Raw genomic sequence first — 15,861 nt, forward strand, 5'->3', positions numbered from 1 at the left:
CAGCGCCGCACCCCGATCCGCACGTCAGACCACTTGAAGGTGCCCTGGACGGTGTGGGCCGCGCTCCTGGCCGTGCTGCAGTGTCTCGGGTGCGGCAAGGGCGCATCGGCTGAGCCCGGCGGCGCGAAGGCCGAGTCCGGGGGCAAGGCGGAGAAGGCTGCGCCAGATGCCAAGGAGGTGACGCTGGCTCCGGTGACGGAGCTCGTTGTTGAACAAACCATCGACATCTCGGGGACCCTGGACGCCGATGAGCAGGTGACGGTCGGGGCCAAGGTGCCAGGTCGGCTCGCGTCGATCTCGGTCGATCTCGCGAGCCCGGTCCAGCGGGATCAGGTCATCGCTCAGCTCGAGACGAGGGATTACGAGCTGCGGATCGAGCAGGCCGCGGCCGCGCTGGCGCAGAGCCGCGCCCAGCTCGGCTTGCCTCAGGACGGGCCTGACACAGAGCTCGACGTCGAGAGCACGGCCGTCGTGAGAGAGGCCCTCGCGACGTTGAAGGAGGCGCAGGCCAACCAGGTTCGCGCGCGGAACCTCGCCAAGGAAGGGCTGATGTCGGGCATGGACCGCGACGCGGCGGAGGCGGCGGCGGTCCGCGCGGAGACGGCCGTGCAGTCCGCCCGCGAGGAGGTGCGCATCCGCGAGGCGACGGTGCGCCAGCGGCGCTCCGAGCTGCGGATGGCGCGGCAGCAGCTCGCCGACGCCGTGGTGCGGTCGCCGATCGACGGCGTCGTGCAGATGCGGCGGGCGAGCGCGGGCCAGTTCCTGGCCGCGGGGGCGCCGATCGCGGACATCGTCCGCATCGACCCGCTGCGGCTGCGCGTGGCCATCCCGGAGACCGAGGCGGCCGGCGTGCGCGCCGGGCAGCAGGTGCGCGTCACCGTCCCGGGGGACACCGCCGTCCACGCCGGGACGGTCGCGCGCCTCGCGCCCGCGATCGACCCGCAGAGCCGGACGCTGCTCGTGGAGAGCGACATCAAGAACCCCGGCCACCTGCGGCCAGGCAGCCTCGTCACCGCGCAGATCGTCGTGACCTCGAAGCCGGCGCCGTCCGTGCCCGCGACAGCCATCGTCCGGTTCGCGGGCCTCGCGAAGGTGATCACAATCGAGAACGGCAAGGCGAAGGAGAAGCAGGTCGTCACCGGCAAGGCCGCGGGGGATCGCGTCGAGATCGTCTCCGGGATCGCGGTGGGGGAGTCGGTGGTCGCCCGCCCCGGCTCGCTCCAGCAAGGGCAGCCGGTGCGCGTGGTGGAGGGGAGCTAGATGCAAACGCTCGCCAGGATCTGCATCCAGCGGCCCGTGTTCGCCGCGATGCTGGGGCTCGCCCTCATCGTCGTCGGCGCCGTGGCGTACTTCCGGCTGGGCGTGGATCGCTTCCCCGCCGTGGACCTGCCGACCGTCTCGGTCCGCACCACGCTCCCCGGCGGCGCGCCCGAGGACGTCGAGGCGGAGATCACCGAGGAGATCGAGGAGGCGGTCAACACGGTCGAGGGGATCACCGAGCTCCGCTCGATCTCGTCGAGCGGCAGCTCCGTCGTCATCGCCACCTTCAACCTCGACCGCGACGTCGACTCGGCGGCGCAGGACGTGCGCGACCGCGTGCAGGCGGCGCTGCGCAGCCTGCCCGTGGGCACCGATCCGCCCATCATCGCGAAGCAGGACAACGACTCGACCCCGGTGATGACGATCGCCCTCTCCGCCGATCGCTCGATCCGGGAGCTCACCGAGATCGCCGACAAGCTCGTGCGCGTGCAGCTCGAGCGCTCGTCGGGCGTCGGCGAGGTGCGCGTCGTCGGCGGGCAGCAGCGCGCGATCAAGATCTGGCTCGACGCCGATCGGCTCGCCGCCTACGGCCTCCCTGCCACCGCCGTCCGCGAGGCCATCGTCCAGCAGAACGCGAACATCCCCGCGGGCAACGTCACGGGGAAGGAAGAAGAGCGGACGCTGCGCACGATGGGCCGCCTCGAGAACGCGGGCGACTTCGGCAACCTGGTCGTCGGCAACGTCGAGGGGAGGCCCGTCCGGGTGCGCGACATCGGCCGCGCCGAGGACGGCACCTACGAGCAGCGGTCGCTCGCGCGCCTCGACGGCAAGCCCACCGTCGTCCTCGACGTCGTGCGGCAATCGGGCGCCAACACGGTCGCGGTGATCGAGGCCGTGAAGGCGAACGTGGCGAAGCTCTCCGACCAGCTCCCGGCGGACGTGAAGCTCGAGGTGATCCGCGATCAGTCGGGCTACATCTACACGGCGCTGCACGAGATCAACGTGCACCTCGTCCTCGGCAGCTTCCTCGCGTGCGCGGTGGTCCTCCTGTTCATGAGGTCGTGGCGGTCCACGATCATCGCGGGCGTCGCCATCCCGACGTCGGTCGTCGCGACGTTCGGCATGATGTGGGCGCTCGACTTCACGCTGAACAGCGTGACGATGCTCGCGCTCGTCCTGATGGTGGGCATCGTCATCGACGACGCCATCGTCGTCCTCGAGAACATCTTCCGCTTCGTCGAGGAGAAGAAGATGGACTCCTTCGAGGCGGCCAGGGCCGCCACGCAGGAGATCGGGCTCGCCGTGCTCGCGACGACGCTGTCGCTCGTCGTCATCTTCGTCCCCGTGTCGTTCATGTCGTCGATCTCGGGGCGGTTCCTGTTCCAGTTCGGGATCACGGCCACGGTCGCGATCCTCGTGAGCCTGCTCGTCAGCTTCTCGCTGACCCCGATGATGAGCGCGCGCCTGCTCCGCAAGGAGGCGAGCCGCGCGCACGAGGCGGGGGAGGCGGGCGGCGAGGTGAAGACGCGCCGCGGCTTCTACGGCCGGCTCGAGGCCCGGTACACGGGCGCCCTCGAGTTCGCGATGCGGCACCGCGCGCTGGTCGCCATCTCCGCGCTCGTGGTGATGGCGTCGTCGGTGCCGCTCTACGGGCTCGTGAAGCAGGAGTACATCCCCTCCGGGGCGGACGACGCGGAGTTCGAGATCCGCGTCACGGCCCCGCTCAGCGCGAGCATCGGCGCGATGGACGACGTCATGCGGCGGATCGGCGACGACGTGCGCAGCGTGCGCGGGGTGCGCAGCGTGCTCGCCACGGCGGGCGGCGGCTTCGTGGGCGGCGTCAGCTCCGGCGAGGCGTTCGTCCGGATCGCCCCGCACGACGAGCGCACGTTCTCGCTGACGCGGCTGTTCCGGGAGACGCTCTCCGGCAACCCGCTCCGCGCGTTCAAGGACAACTACGCGCAGAAGGACGTGATGCAGGAGGTGCGGCGCAAGCTGCGCAAGTACACCGACCTCCGGATCTCGGTCCGCAACGTGCCGTCGTTCAACATCGGCGGCGGAAATTTCGAGATCGACTTCGCGATCCAGGGGCCGGACATCGAGGCGCTCGAGCGCTACGCGAACGAGCTCCGCGACCGCTCTGCGCAGCTCGGCGGCATCGTGGACGCGGACGTGACGCTGAAGATCGACCGGCCCGAGCTGCGGGTGCTCATCGATCGCGAGCGCGCCGCGGCGCTCGGGGTCCGGACCGAGGACATCGCGGGCGCGCTGCGCCTGATGGTGGGCGGAGATCAGGAGGTCTCGCGGTTCCGGGACGAGGAGGCCAACGAGAACTACGACGTGCAGCTCCGGCTCATCGAGGAGGATCGCGACGAGCTGGCCGCCGTCCGCCGCCTGTACGTGCCGCGGACGGCGCGCCCGTCGCCGGCGCCGCAGCCGGGGGGGGCCGGCGTCGCGGCGGCGCCCGCGGCCGGGGCGCCGCTGCTCCGGGGCGACCTGGTGCGCCTCGACAACCTGGTGCGCATCGAGGAGGCGAAGAGCCCGTCGCGCATCGACCGGCTCGATCGCCAGCGGGTCTCGAGCCTGCGGGCCGGCGTGGCGCCCGGCTATGCGCTGGCCGACCGGCTCGAGGCGCTGCGCGGCGCCGCGCGCGAGATGGACATGCCCTCGGCGTACACGACCAGCGTGCGCGGCCGCGGCGCGGAGCTGGAGCGCACGTTCGGCGAGTTCATCTGGGCGTTCCTCCTGTCGATCGTGCTCATGTACATGATCCTCGCGTCGCAGTTCGAGAGCCTCGTGCACCCGGTCACGATCCTGCTCTCGCTCCCGCTGTCGGTGCCGTTCGCGCTGCTGAGCCTCTGGGCCACCGGGAACACGCTCAACCTCTATTCGGCGCTCGGCTTCCTCGTGCTGTTCGGCGTGGTGAAGAAGAACTCGATCCTCCAGGTCGACCACATGAACAAGCTCCGCGCCGAGGGCATGCCGCGCGCGCAGGCGATCCTCCAGGCGAACCGCGACCGGCTGCGGCCCATCCTGATGACGACGCTGGCCCTGGTCGCGGGCATGCTGCCGCTCTGGCTGGGCACGGGCCCCGGCGCCGAGGAGCGCCACACCATCGCGGTGGTGGTCATCGGCGGCCAGTCGCTCAGCTTGCTGCTCACGCTGATCGTCACGCCGGTCTCGTACTCGCTGCTCGACGATCTCGCGCACAGCGAGCGCTGGGGCCGCGTCGGGGCCCGCGTGGCCTCGCTCCGCGACCGGGTGGTCGCGCAGGTCGGCCGGCTCGCCGCGCGCGTGCGGCGGACGACGTAGGTGGGGCGGGCGCTGGGCCGGCGCTCGTCAGCCCTTCGCGATGCCGAGCGCGGCCACGACCACCGAGGCCCAGCCCACGAGCAGCAGCAGCCCGCCGAGCGGCGTGACCCCGCCGAGGCTGCGGATGCCGGTCAGGGTCATCACGTAGAGGCTGCCGGAGAAGAGGAGCACGCCGCCCGCGAAGGAGAAGCCGGCGACGGTCGCCGCCGTCCCGCCGGTGCGCGCGGCGAGGTGCGCGGCGAGCGCGAGCGCGAGCGCGTGGACGAGGTGGTACTGGGCGCCGGTCTGCCACCAGGACGCGCGCAGCGCGCCGTCCGGCAGCGCGTCCAGCCGCGCCTTGAGGCCGTGGGAGCCGAAGGCGCCGAGCACCACCGCGAGGAAGCCGTAGGCGCCCGAGAGGAGGAAGAACAGGCGTTCCATCGGGCGCGGAGCTTAGCCCATGGCCACGGCGCGTCACCGGGCACGATGCCTCGATCGCCGCGCCTCCCGCCCGGGCCCCGGGGTTGACGGCGCGCGGGCCGTGCGGTCTCGTGGAGGGGCTCGGGGGAGGAGCGCAGCTGAGCCCCCGCGGAGGCCCGTGGGCATGGCGAGCGAGCCGGAGGAAAAGCAGGGCGCGGACCGGGAGCTCACGGCGCCGGGCGAGTCGCTCGCCGCGCGGGAGCGCGAGCTCCTCGCCAGGGACGGGAGCGATCTCCAGGGGTTGCGCACGAAGGTGCGGGCCTCGGTGGCGCTCGGCGTCCTCGGCCTGGCCCTCTACGCGGCGCACTTCGGCTCGTGGAAGACGTTCGCCGAGGCGTTCGCGGCGGGCATCCTCGTCACGGGCGCGGCGGCGCTCGTGGGCATCCTGCTCGGGTTTCTGTTCGGGATCCCGCGCACGCTGGTCGACGAGGGCGGCTCGTCGTCCGCGAGGACCGGCCCGTCCGCGCGCCCGGACGGCGTGGTGGCCGTCTACTCGCCCAACACGAACCTCGAGCAGATCTCCGACTGGCTCTCCAAGATCCTCGTCGGCGTCGGGCTCACGCAGCTCAACGACATCCCCTCCGCGCTGGTGCGCTTCTCGGTCTGGCTCGGCTCGGGCATGCCGGAGCACCCGGAGGCGGGGAAGTTCGCGCTCGGCGCCATCGCCTACGCGTCCGTCTTCGGCTTTCTGTACGGCTACATCTGGACGCGCGTGGTCCTGAGCCCGATGTTCCGGCGCGCCGACGAGCATCTCCGCAAGGCCATGGTCCGGCTGGCTATCGCCGAGCGCTCCGTGAACCAGGCGATCGCCGAGGCCGCCGTCGTCGAGCGCTCCGCCACGGAGACCTTCGAGCGCGCGCAGGCCAGGGCCGAGCAGGTCCTGCTCCAGGCGAAGCAGCGCGCCGAGCAGCTCGAGGGCACGCTGAAGCGGATGCTGGACCGGCTCTACGACCCCCCCGAGCTCATGGGGTACGCGGACACGATCCGCATCGCCGAGGAGCACATCGCGCGCGAAGGAGAGCCGGACAACTTCCTCTTCTGGCTGCGCTATGCGGCCGCGCAAGGCCAGCGCGCGGCCCGCGAGCCCAGGGTGTACGAGGAGGCGAAGCGATGCGCGCTCGAGGCGGCCCGCAAGGTCCTGGGCCAGAGCCCGGAGATGGGCCGCTACTGGCTCTCGCTCCTGTGGCACCCGGAGCACCCGCAGCGCACGCCCGGCGAGGACGATCTGCAGGTGTTCTTCGATGAGCCCGAGTTCAAGGCGCTGATCGGCAGCGAGCCCTACATCCCCGTGACGTGACGCGGTCCACGGCCCGCGCCCGTCGCCGCCGGTCGCCCGCCGTCCCTCCGTGGACCGCGCCTCAGCCGCCCTGCGCCGACCGCCGCGGGAAGATCGTCCCCCGGATCTCGGCGGGCGACGCGCCGAACGCCGCCGCGAGGTGGCCGAGGACGAGGCGGTTCAGCCGGCCGTCCGGCGGCGCCTTGACCGCGAACACGAACGCGGCGTCGACCGGCGTGCCGGCGTGCCTCGCCGCCCGCTCGGCGAGCGCCGCCGCCTCCGGCCCCGAGAGCTCCTCGCGCCGCGCCACGCGGATCTTCACGTAGAGCGCCGCCCGCATCAGCGCGTGGTAGCCGTGAATCCACGCCATCCAGCGCTCCTCCGGGCCCCCGGCGAGCGCCCGCGCGAGCGCCTCGCGCCGCCGCTCGATCTCGTCGAAGGGCAGGTTGTCGAGCTCGTTCAGCGCGCCGGGGAACTCCCCCGCGAGCGCGCGGAACACCTCCCTGCCCGGGATCGGCTCGCCGGCCGAGCGCGCGCGCCGGAGCTCCGCGAGCGTGCGGTACTTGCGGTCGAGCCGCGACAGCGCCTCCGGAGAGAGCCGCTCGCCGCCGTCGGGGCTCGCCGCGGACGTCACAGCCATCCGTGGGGGAACGCGAGCACGTCGCCGATCGATGAGGCGCCGAGGCACAGCGCGACGAGCCGATCGACCCCGAGCGCGTTGCCCGCCGCGGGCGGCATTCCCTCCTCGAGCGCGTCGAGGAAGCGCTCGTCGATCGGGTAGACCGGCTTGCCCTGGGCCGCCCGCGCCGCCTGATCGGCGAGCAGCCGCGCCCGCTGCTCGACAGGGTCGGTGAGCTCGCCGAATCCATTGCAGAGCTCGACGCCGCCGACATACAGCTCGAACCGCTCGCACACCCGCGGATCACCGGGCTTCAGCCGCGCGAGCGACGCGAACGGCGCGGGGAAATCGACGAGGAACACCGGGCGGGGCAGCGCCGCGAGCGCCGGCTCCACCTGATCCACCAGCAGGCGGAAGAACCGCTCCTCGTCGCGCGACGCGAGCGCGATCGCGTCGTCCGCGGGCACGCCCGCCCAGCGCGCGAACGCCTCGCCGACAGAGATGTGCGGAAACGGCCGCTCCAGGCTCACCTGCCTGCCGGCCGCCGAGATCGTGCCCCCTGCGCCGAGCGCGTCCGCCACGCGCTGTACGATCTCCTCCGTGTCGGACATCACCTCGTCCACACCCGCGAACGCGCGATACCATTCGAGCATCGTGAACTCCGGGTTGTGCCTGTCCCCGAGCTCCCCGCGGCGGAAGCAGCGCGCGAGCTGGAAGCAGCGCGGGACGCCGCCCGTGAGCAGCCGCTTCATCTGGTACTCCGGGCTCGTGATCAGGAAGGTCGGGCGCGCCGCCTGCACCTCGAACGCGTCGAGGTGGAGATCGAGCCCGGGGGAGGGGACCATGCTCGGCGTCTCGACCTCGAGGAACCCGCGCTCGGCGAACAGCGCCCGGATCGCCGCGAGCGCCGCGGCGCGCCGCGCGAGCGCCGCCCCGCGCCCGCGGTGGATCGCGCGCTCGGTCTCGCTCGACGGCGGCGCCGCGGCGCCCGCGCGCCCCCGCGGCGGCCTCCGCGGCGCGATCCGCTCGACGAGCCGCGCGGAGGCGAGCGCGCCGCCGGCCGGCGCCCCCTCGACGACCGCGAGGTCGCCGATCTCGATCGGCGCCGCGCCCGCGCCGTCCAGCGCGACGCGCACCGCGCCGAACGCGTCGCCGAGGACGACGGCGCCCTCCGCGACCTCGAGCACGCGGCCGCCGACGCGCACCCGGCCGGGCAGCGGCGCGCCGGCGGAGGCGACGTCGCTCGGGGCGAGCGTCTCCGGGAACCCGGTCAAGATGTTTGTTTCAGAGCGACCCACGGGGACCTGCGCCGGAAGTCCCGGAGACATACCACGCATGTCCACCAGATACGTCAGGCAAGAAGCCAACGACGGTCACAGATCCTCACGTTTCCGAGAGGGCGCCGCCTCGCTCCTCCTTGAAGACCCAACGTAACTCGATACGTTGGTCGCGCTCGTCGGTCCGGCCTCGCCGCGCCTCACGCGAGCGCTGCTTGCAGAAACCCAGCCGGAGAGAAGACCCATGAGACGACAGCTCCTCTTGCTTCCGTTGACCGCGCTCGCGACCCTCGTCTCTGCGGGGTCTGCCGCCGCGTCCGACTGGCACACGGTACCGCCGGGCTCGCCCGCAGCGGCGGTGTCCGCTCGCAGCGCGGCGGGCGCGCGCCAGGCGGCAGAGGTGTATCTGAAGCACGCTGCTTCCGAGCTCCGGCTTCACGGCGTCTCGCTGCGCTATCAAAAGGAGCTCCTGGCCGGGGAGCACCGCACTGTCCGGTTCGAGCAGGTCCACCTGGGGCTGCCCGTGCTCGGCGCCGCCGCGGCGGTCCGCGTCGCCCCCGACGGCCGCGTGACGACCGTGGTGCTCGACGTGGCGCGGGACCTGTCGGTGCCGACGGCGCCGAAGTATCGGGAGGAGGCCGCGCGGAGGGCGGTGGAGGCGACGTACGGGATGACGCTGGCGGAGCGGCCGAGCGCGGCGCTCGCGGTCTTCCCCGAGGCGGAGACGGCCGGCAAGCTCGTCTGGGTGGTCGACGTCCGGTCCGAGCGCGGCGGGGACCGCTACCTCGTGGACGCGCACACCGGGAGCATCGTCCACCGGCGTCCGCTCGCCGTCGACGCGCGCGGGCGCGTCTATCCGATCAGCGCCGCGGTCACGCCGCGGGTCGAGGACCGCGAGCTGACCGACCTCGACGCCGCGGATCCCCAGACCTTGAGCGGCTGGAGCGGCAACCTCAAGGTGGTGAATTACGTGGACGGCGACCTCCTGTCCGGCGTCCCGCTCACCCTGGAGCAGAGCGTGGAGCCGAACTCGGGCGAGGACTTCCTCTACAATCCCCCTGCGAGCGCCGACGACGCGCACGACCAGTTCGCGCAGGTCGGTATCTATTACCACCTCACCCGGATGCGCGATTACTTCAGGTCGACTCATCAGCTCGACACGACGGCGCCCAGCTGGAAGCTCGTCGCGGTCGCCAACATGCTGGAGTCGGGCCGGCCGATGGACAACGCGTTCTTCTCGCCGGAGGGCGTGGGAGCGCCCTTCGACGCGCCGAACCTCATCGCCATCGGCCAGGGCTCCTATTTCGACTTCTCGGACGACTCCGACGTGTTCCTCCACGAGTTCACTCACTACATCTCGGCCAACGCGGTCGGCTACAATGAGGGCCAGTTCGCGATCAACGAGTACGGGCTCTCGCCGTGGGGCGGCAGCATCGACGAGGGCCTCGCGGACTACTTCGCGTGCACGGTGAACGGCGACTCCACGCTCGGCGAGGCGACGCTCGAGCTCTTCGGGATGCAGCGCGAGCTCACGGACGACGCCAAGACGTGCCCTGACGACCTCGTCGGCGAGGTGCACGAGGACGGCGAGATGGTCGGCAGCGTCGCGTGGTCCTTGCGCGAGAGGTTCGGTCAGGTGGTGGGCGACAGGCTGGTCTGGAGCGCGATGACCCTGCTCACCCGCAACGCCTCGCTCGACGACTTCGCCCGGGCGCTCCAGACGGCGGCCGGCGACCTGGTGAGCGCCGGTGAGCTCTCGGCGGCGGACGCCAGCGCCGTGGACGCGCTCATCAAGAGCCGCGGCCTGGACGACTGCGACGAGGTGCTCGACCTGAGCGGCGGCAAGTCGCGGCGGACGCAGATGTTCGGCATCGACTCGCTGATCCTGGGCTCCGGGGCGTCGTGCGCGGAGGCCCGCGCGCAGATCAGCCTCCAGAGCCTCTTCCACTTCAAGAGCACGCCGGATCCGACAGCGAAGGGCATCCGCTTCACCGTGCAGCTCCAGCCCGCCGGCGGCCACGACCTCGAGTGGAACATCTACGTGAGGACCGGCCGTCATGTCGGCTTCACGTCGACCGGCTTCCTGCCGGCGGCCACGCGCTTCGATTACAGCGTGGAGAAGATCACGGACACGTACGGTGAGATCGTCATCGACGAGACCTCCGATCCGCCGTTCGACCCTGCGCAGACGTATTACATGGTGCTCGGTCACGGGAACTGTCCGCCCAGCATCGTGACGGCGGAGAGCGAGGATCTCGGGGTCGAGCCGCCGCCGGATCCGGTGGATCCGGTCGACCCGGTGGACCCCGCCGAGCCGGAGCCCGGCTCCTCGGGCGGCGCGACGCCGGGGCCGACCAAGTATCCGCCCGCGGATCCGCCGGCGGCGGGATGCGCGTGCCGCGCCGCCGCGCCGAGCGCGCCCGCCGCCCCGTGGGCGGCGCTCTCGGGGATCGCGCTCGCCGGAGCGGCGGTGCTCAGGCGGCGCGCCCGCGCGCGCCGGGCTGGCGGCTGAGCGGCGCGTCACGCGGCGCGCGCCGCACTTCGCGGCGCGCGCCCTCCACCGCGGGGCGCGGGCGCTCTGCGGGTACCTCGGGTCACACATCTTGCCAGGGATCTGCCTCGTGAGAGGAGAGAGGTGCAACGCCAAGGCGCAAAGACGCCAAGGCGCAAAAATTCATGGCATTGTTGTTGTTTTGCGCCTTGGCGTCTTTGCGCCTTGGCGTTGAAATCCCCATCCGGACCCACGGTCGGGCTCCTGGCGGGCGGAACTGGTGCGTGAGCCCCTCGACTCGACACCGGAGCGCCCATGCCTCTTGATCGGCGCGCTGGCCCGACGGAGCTGGATCGTCTCTGACGAGGTGAGCTGAGCTTGCTGGCGCACTGTGCTGAGCGCGCGTGCGCCTGGCTTCTACTGGACTGGTGCGGCGTCCGCGTCCGCTGCGTTAACGCCCGCCGGCGCCGCCGCCCGCGCCACCGGCGCCGCCGCCCGCGCCACCGGCACCGCCGCCCGCGCCACCGGCACCGCCCGCACCGCCGTTGCCGCCACCGGTGCCGCCCGCACCGCCGTTGCCGCCGCCAGCGCCGCCGGCGCCGCCAGCACCGCCCGCGCCGCCGGTGCCCGTGGCAGTGCTCGTCGTCGTGGTCGTGCTGGTGTTGCCGGCCGACGGCTCCAGCGAGGGGTCGCAAGCCTGCGTGATCACGCCGGGTCGGCAGCAGCGATATTGTTGCTGTTGCTGGCCGATGGCCGTGCACTCGAGGCCGGCCGAGCAGTCCTCGCTGCCGTTCGCGATGTCGCAGGGCTCGCCCTCGCGCTGGTCGCTGCAGCTCGCGGCGGAGGCGAGGAAGGCCGCGGCGAGCGCGGCCAGGAGGAGCGCGGGGCGCAGGGCGTTGCGCGACGTCTTCAGGGCTTTCACGCGCGCTGGTCTAGCAGAACCCGGCGGGCTTGCCTATTGCCCATCTACGGCGGAGGAGCCGCCCGGTTCTTGGCGTCGATCGCGTCGATGAACAGCCCCATGTACTGCGCTGCGCTCGTGATCGAGAAGATGAGCGACAGATAGATGAGCAGCCGCCCCACGTGCACCACGTCGACCTCGCCGAAGTCGACGCCGAGGTGAATCCGGTACGGGTACCCGAGGATCAGGCAGACGATGCCGATCATCTGCAGCGCCGTCTTGATCTTCCCGCCGTCGCCCGCCGCGATGACGAGCCCCTCCGTCGACGCGATCGAGCGGAGCGCCGTGATCGTGATCTCGCGCGAGATGAGCAGCACCACCGCCCACGCCGGGATCCGGCCCATCGGGACCAGCCACACCAGCGTGCTGGCGACGATGAGCTTGTCGGCGAGCGGATCGAGGAACTTGCCGAGCACGCTCACGAGGCCCTGCCGCCGCGCCAGGTAGCCGTCGAGCATGTCCGTGAGCGCCGCGAGCGAGTAGACGCACGCGGCCCAGAAGCAGTCGCGCGGCGCGCCCCTCGAGAGGAGCAGGAGGACGGCCGGGATCATGACGATCCGCGCGAACGTCAGCAGGTTCGGGAGGTTCTTTGCGTCCTCCCAGAGCGTCCTCCGCCGCTGCGCCTTGATGCCCCGCAGGGACGTGCCCGCGCTAGCGACCATCGACGAGAACCATCCCCTCTCCACCGAACGTCACGAAGCCCTGCATCCCTCCGGGCGCCTCGGTCGCGGGCAGCGTGCGCGGCAGGAGCCGCCCCATCCACCCGAGCACCGCGGTCGCGCGCGTCGACGTCGGCCGCGACGGCGTGATCTCGAGCGCGGCCGCGCGCTCGGGCACCGAGAGCACCACGTGGCCGCGTCCGCGGAGCTGCACCATCGCGACCGCCTCGCCGTCGCCGGCCGGCAGGCGGCCGTTCTCGTAGCCGATCGGCAGCTCGAAGCCGATGAGGACGTCCTCGCGCAGGTAGATCGGCTCTTCCCCGAGCGTCACGGCGTGGAGCCGCCGCCCCTCCGGCGCGCCGAGCACGAGCTCGCAGCGACCGCCGATCTCCACGAACGGCGTGCTCGGCCCGCCGAGCGGCTCGTCGAAGATGCGGCCGCGCGCCTGCCGCTTCAGCACGTGCGTCGCCGTCCCGGAGTGCACGCTCATCGTGCGCAGCCCGTCGATCCGGGCCACGAAGCCCTTCGCCGCTTGCACGAGGACGACGCCGGTCGCGTGCCGCGCGATCGCGACGTCGCGCGGGAAGGTCAGCAGCCGCTCGCGCACGAGCCCCAGCAACGTCTCCGGCGGCTGCGACACGAGCGGCGCCGTGGCCGGCTGCGGCGTCGCGGGCGCCGCCGTGGGAGGCGGCAGCGACGACGACCTCGCGGCGACCTTCCTGCTCGCCAGCGACGCCTCGCTCGTCGCGGGGACGGAGACCGCGAAGCGGCCCGTGGGAGAGGGCTCCTCGGGCGCGACCGAGCCGCGGCGCACGAACGGCTGCGCGCCGCCTGCGGGCGGCGCCTGCACCGCCGGCATCGACGGGACCGTCGGCGCCGCGCCGCCCCTCGGGCCGGGCGCTCTGCTCACGCTCGCCACGCTCGCCACGCTCGCCGCGGCTCCCGTGCGGCCGTCTGCCCCGAGGCTCCGGACCGACGGCGGCGCCGGGATGGTCGCCATCGTCTCGCGGCCAGGCTCGATCGCCGACCAGGTCCCGGACGGGATGCGCGGCAGATCCGAGTCGTGCCTGAAGCCCGCGCCGGCGCGATCGAGCGCCTGCACCGCCTCGCCGGCGGCGCGCTGCACCTCGGCGCGCGCCTCGGCCTTGGCCTCGACCGGCGGCTGATCCTCGGTGTCGGGCGGCTCGATCGGGTACCTGCCCGTGCCGCCGCCCGTCATGTCGAGGAGGCGGCGCGCCATCGCGTCGTGGCCGCCCGCCGCGAAGGCGTGGCTCGCGCGCTCGTAGTCGCCCATGCGCTGGAACGCGAGCCCCAGGTAGCCCCAGGCGCGCTGGTGCTTCGGGTTCTGCTCGAGCGCCTTCTCCAGCTCGGATCGCGCCTGCGCCGGCTGCCCGGTCTTGAGGTACGAGAGCGCGAGGTTGATGCGCGGCTCGACCGCCTCCGGGTGGGCCTGGATCAGCCGCTCATAGATCGCGATCGCGCGCGGGTAGAGCCCGAGCCGGAAGTAGACGATGCCGAGGAGATCCTGCCCCTTGGGATCGCTCGGCTGGAGCGAGAGGGCGCGCTCGAGCTCCGCCTTCGCGGCGTGGACCCGGTTGTCCTGCAGGAGCTCGCTGCCCCGGTGCAGGTGGAACAGGAACTCCTCCGCTGCGACTTCGCGGGTGGAAGGCCGGGGGTCGTCGCGCTCGGGCATCGTCGGCTGGATCGTACACGAAAACGCGCACGCGCCGTCAGGCGCTCGCCGCCTCGATCGCTTCGGCGAGCGTGAACGCCCCCTCGTAGAGCGCGCGGCCCACGATCACGCCGCTGACCCCGGGGATCTGCGCGAGCGCGCGGAGGTGGGCGAGCGAGCCGACGCCGCCGGAGGCGAGCACGGGGAAGCCGCATGAGCCGGCGAGCTCACGCGTGGCCTCCAGGTTCGGCCCGACCTGCGTTCCGTCGCGGGAGACATCGGTGTAGAGGAGCGCGGCGATCGGGGAGCCGGCGAGCGCGCGGGCGACGTCGAGCGCCGTGACCGAGGAGACCTGCTCCCAGCCCTGCACGGCCACGCGCCCGTCCTTCGCGTCGACGGCGACCACGACGCGCCCCGGGAAGCGGCCGGCGAGGTCGCGCACGAGCGCCGGATCGTTCACCGCGGCGGTCCCGAGCACGATGCGGTCGGCGCCGAGCGAGAGGTAGCTCTCGGCCGCGGCGGCGGAGCGGATGCCGCCGCCCACCTGCACGCTGCCGCCGTCCACGCCGAACGCCGCGATGATCGCGCGGACCGCGTCGGCTTGCACGGGCATGCCGGCCCGGGCTCCTTCGAGATCGACCACGTGGAGCCGATCGCAGGCGCGGCGGAGGCGGGCGGCGAGCGCCGCGGGGTCCTGGTCGTAGACGGTGACCTGATCGTAGCGTCCCTGGTGGAGGCGCACGGCCTGGCCGCCGAGGAGATCGATGGCGGGGATGAGCTGCACGCCGCGGGTCTAGCGCGCCTCTGCGCCCGCGGGTAGAGGCGGCGGGGGCGGGCGACGCTCGCCGCGCCGTCCCGTCGCCCGGCCGCCGCGCCGCGGCGTCACCACGCCCCGCGCGCGCCGATCACCACGCCGTCCGGCCCTGCCGCGAGCACCCCGGCGCGGATCCGCCTTGACGCCGCGCCGGCGGCCTCCTCGTCCTGCTTCGGCTCGGTCAGGAAGAGCACCGCCGCCGCCCCGAGCCCGGCCAGCCCCACGCCGAAGCCGATCGTGCTGACGAGCCCCGTGGTGCTCGCGCTCTCCGACGCGTCGATCCCCGTCTGGTCGCACGCCGTCTCGTCGCTCACGCCGATCGCGCTGCCGCAGTGCTCCTCGACGACGCTCTTCTTGCCGAGCGTGAGCGCGCCCGTCACCCCGCCGAGCACGAGCCCCGCCACGCCCACGCCGCCCGCCACGAAGGCGGCCGCTCGCCGCCCCGAGATGCCGCCGGACGGCGCCGCCGTCGGGGCGCCGTTCACCTGCAGCTCCACGCGCTTCTTCTCGCCCTCGGCGAGCTGGATCCGCGTCTCCCACACGGGCCCTCCCGGCGCCTGCGTCGACACGACGTGCTCGCCCGGCTCCACCGGCACGCCCTTGCTGAGCAGGGCGCTGTCCACGACGCGGCCGTCGCGCTTCACCACCGTCCCAGCGGGCGCTCCCGGCGGGAGGGACAGCGAGAGCTCCGGCACGAGCGGGCCCAGCCGCTCGCGTTCCTTCCGGGCCACCTTCGCGCGCTCGCCTTGCCGGCTCTTCTGATCCGGCGTCATCTGCTCGTACTGCGCCAGGTAGTCCCCGAAGCGCGTGAACGCGCTCGCGACGCGGCCCCACCTCGACTCGCAGATCGCCAGCGTGAAGAGCGCCCCCGGCTTCGGCTCGAGCCGATGGCTCTCGGCGATGGACGCGCAGCCGGTCTCGTACTTGCCAGCCTCCATGTCGGCGAGGCCTCGGTCGAAGAGGGCCTCCGCCGCGCTCTCCTGCGCCGCGGCGGGCGTCGCGGCGGCGAGGGGGCAGAGGACGAGGGCGAGAGGAGCGATCCGGCGCAGGCAACGTGTCAT

12 protein-coding genes are annotated in these 15,861 nt (G+C 73.0%); 4 read left to right on the forward strand and 8 right to left on the reverse strand.

Features of this window, described 5'->3' with window-relative positions; all coding sequences use genetic code 11:
• Positions 1-39: 39 nt before the first annotated feature.
• Together WME96_RS14050 and WME96_RS14055 are read left to right on the forward strand one after the other, a co-directional pair.
• Entirely contained in the window at positions 40-1,260 is a 1,221-nt protein-coding gene (locus tag WME96_RS14050; protein WP_437292317.1) for an efflux RND transporter periplasmic adaptor subunit, read from the forward strand.
• On the forward strand, positions 1,261-4,572 hold the full coding sequence (locus WME96_RS14055; RefSeq protein ID WP_437290630.1) for an efflux RND transporter permease subunit: 3,312 nt from the start codon (positions 1,261-1,263) through the stop codon (positions 4,570-4,572). It abuts the gene before it with no gap.
• Between the two features lie 27 nt (positions 4,573-4,599).
• Here the strand turns inward: WME96_RS14055 and WME96_RS14060 are convergent, their stop codons facing one another.
• The gene (locus WME96_RS14060) at positions 4,600-4,992 is read right to left on the reverse strand and encodes a DUF423 domain-containing protein (RefSeq protein ID WP_437290631.1); all 393 of its coding nucleotides are present in this window, start codon (positions 4,990-4,992) and stop codon (positions 4,600-4,602) included.
• A 163-nt stretch (positions 4,993-5,155) separates the two neighbouring features.
• Between WME96_RS14060 and WME96_RS14065 the strand changes: the two genes are divergently transcribed.
• Entirely contained in the window at positions 5,156-6,328 is a 1,173-nt protein-coding gene (locus WME96_RS14065) for a hypothetical protein (protein ID WP_437290632.1), read from the forward strand.
• Between the two features lie 61 nt (positions 6,329-6,389).
• On the opposite strand, the gene WME96_RS14070 is transcribed toward WME96_RS14065, so the two are convergent.
• Together WME96_RS14070 and epmA are read right to left on the reverse strand one after the other, a co-directional pair.
• Positions 6,390-6,947, reverse strand: a complete 558-nt coding sequence (locus WME96_RS14070) for a hypothetical protein (RefSeq protein WP_437290633.1) — start codon at positions 6,945-6,947, stop codon at positions 6,390-6,392.
• On the reverse strand, positions 6,938-8,200 hold the full coding sequence (gene epmA / locus WME96_RS14075; protein WP_437290634.1) for an EF-P lysine aminoacylase EpmA: 1,263 nt from the start codon (positions 8,198-8,200) through the stop codon (positions 6,938-6,940). The genes WME96_RS14070 and epmA overlap by 10 nt, the downstream gene beginning before the upstream one ends.
• A 247-nt stretch (positions 8,201-8,447) precedes the next feature.
• Between epmA and WME96_RS14080 the strand changes: the two genes are divergently transcribed.
• Positions 8,448-10,715, forward strand: coding sequence for a hypothetical protein (locus WME96_RS14080; RefSeq protein WP_437290635.1), 2,268 nt, complete (start codon positions 8,448-8,450; stop codon positions 10,713-10,715).
• Between the two features lie 430 nt (positions 10,716-11,145).
• Here WME96_RS14080 and WME96_RS14085 read toward each other — a convergent pair whose 3' ends face one another.
• The 5 genes from WME96_RS14085 to WME96_RS14105 all read right to left on the reverse strand — a co-directional run bounded on the left by WME96_RS14085 (position 11,146) and on the right by WME96_RS14105 (position 15,861).
• The gene (locus WME96_RS14085) at positions 11,146-11,616 is read right to left on the reverse strand and encodes a hypothetical protein (RefSeq protein WP_437290636.1); all 471 of its coding nucleotides are present in this window, start codon (positions 11,614-11,616) and stop codon (positions 11,146-11,148) included.
• 44 nt (positions 11,617-11,660) lie between these two features.
• Positions 11,661-12,317 carry a CDP-diacylglycerol--glycerol-3-phosphate 3-phosphatidyltransferase gene (gene pgsA, locus WME96_RS14090; protein ID WP_437290637.1) on the reverse strand — a complete coding sequence of 219 codons (657 nt, stop codon included), beginning with the start codon at positions 12,315-12,317 and terminating at the stop codon, positions 11,661-11,663.
• Positions 12,307-14,007 carry a tetratricopeptide repeat protein gene (locus WME96_RS14095; protein WP_437290638.1) on the reverse strand — a complete coding sequence of 567 codons (1,701 nt, stop codon included), beginning with the start codon at positions 14,005-14,007 and terminating at the stop codon, positions 12,307-12,309. The genes pgsA and WME96_RS14095 overlap by 11 nt, the downstream gene beginning before the upstream one ends.
• Positions 14,008-14,044: 37 nt before the next feature.
• Positions 14,045-14,770, reverse strand: coding sequence for a 1-(5-phosphoribosyl)-5-[(5-phosphoribosylamino)methylideneamino]imidazole-4-carboxamide isomerase (hisA, locus tag WME96_RS14100; RefSeq protein WP_437290639.1), 726 nt, complete (start codon positions 14,768-14,770; stop codon positions 14,045-14,047).
• A gap of 98 nt (positions 14,771-14,868) precedes the next feature.
• Complete coding sequence (locus WME96_RS14105; protein ID WP_437290640.1) at positions 14,869-15,861, reverse strand: hypothetical protein; 993 nt, start codon at positions 15,859-15,861, stop codon at positions 14,869-14,871.

Origin of the sequence: Sorangium sp. So ce406, assembly GCF_051474675.1 — a bacterium.
In the GTDB taxonomy this organism is placed as follows: domain Bacteria; phylum Myxococcota_A; class Polyangia; order Polyangiales; family Polyangiaceae; genus Sorangium; species Sorangium cellulosum_G.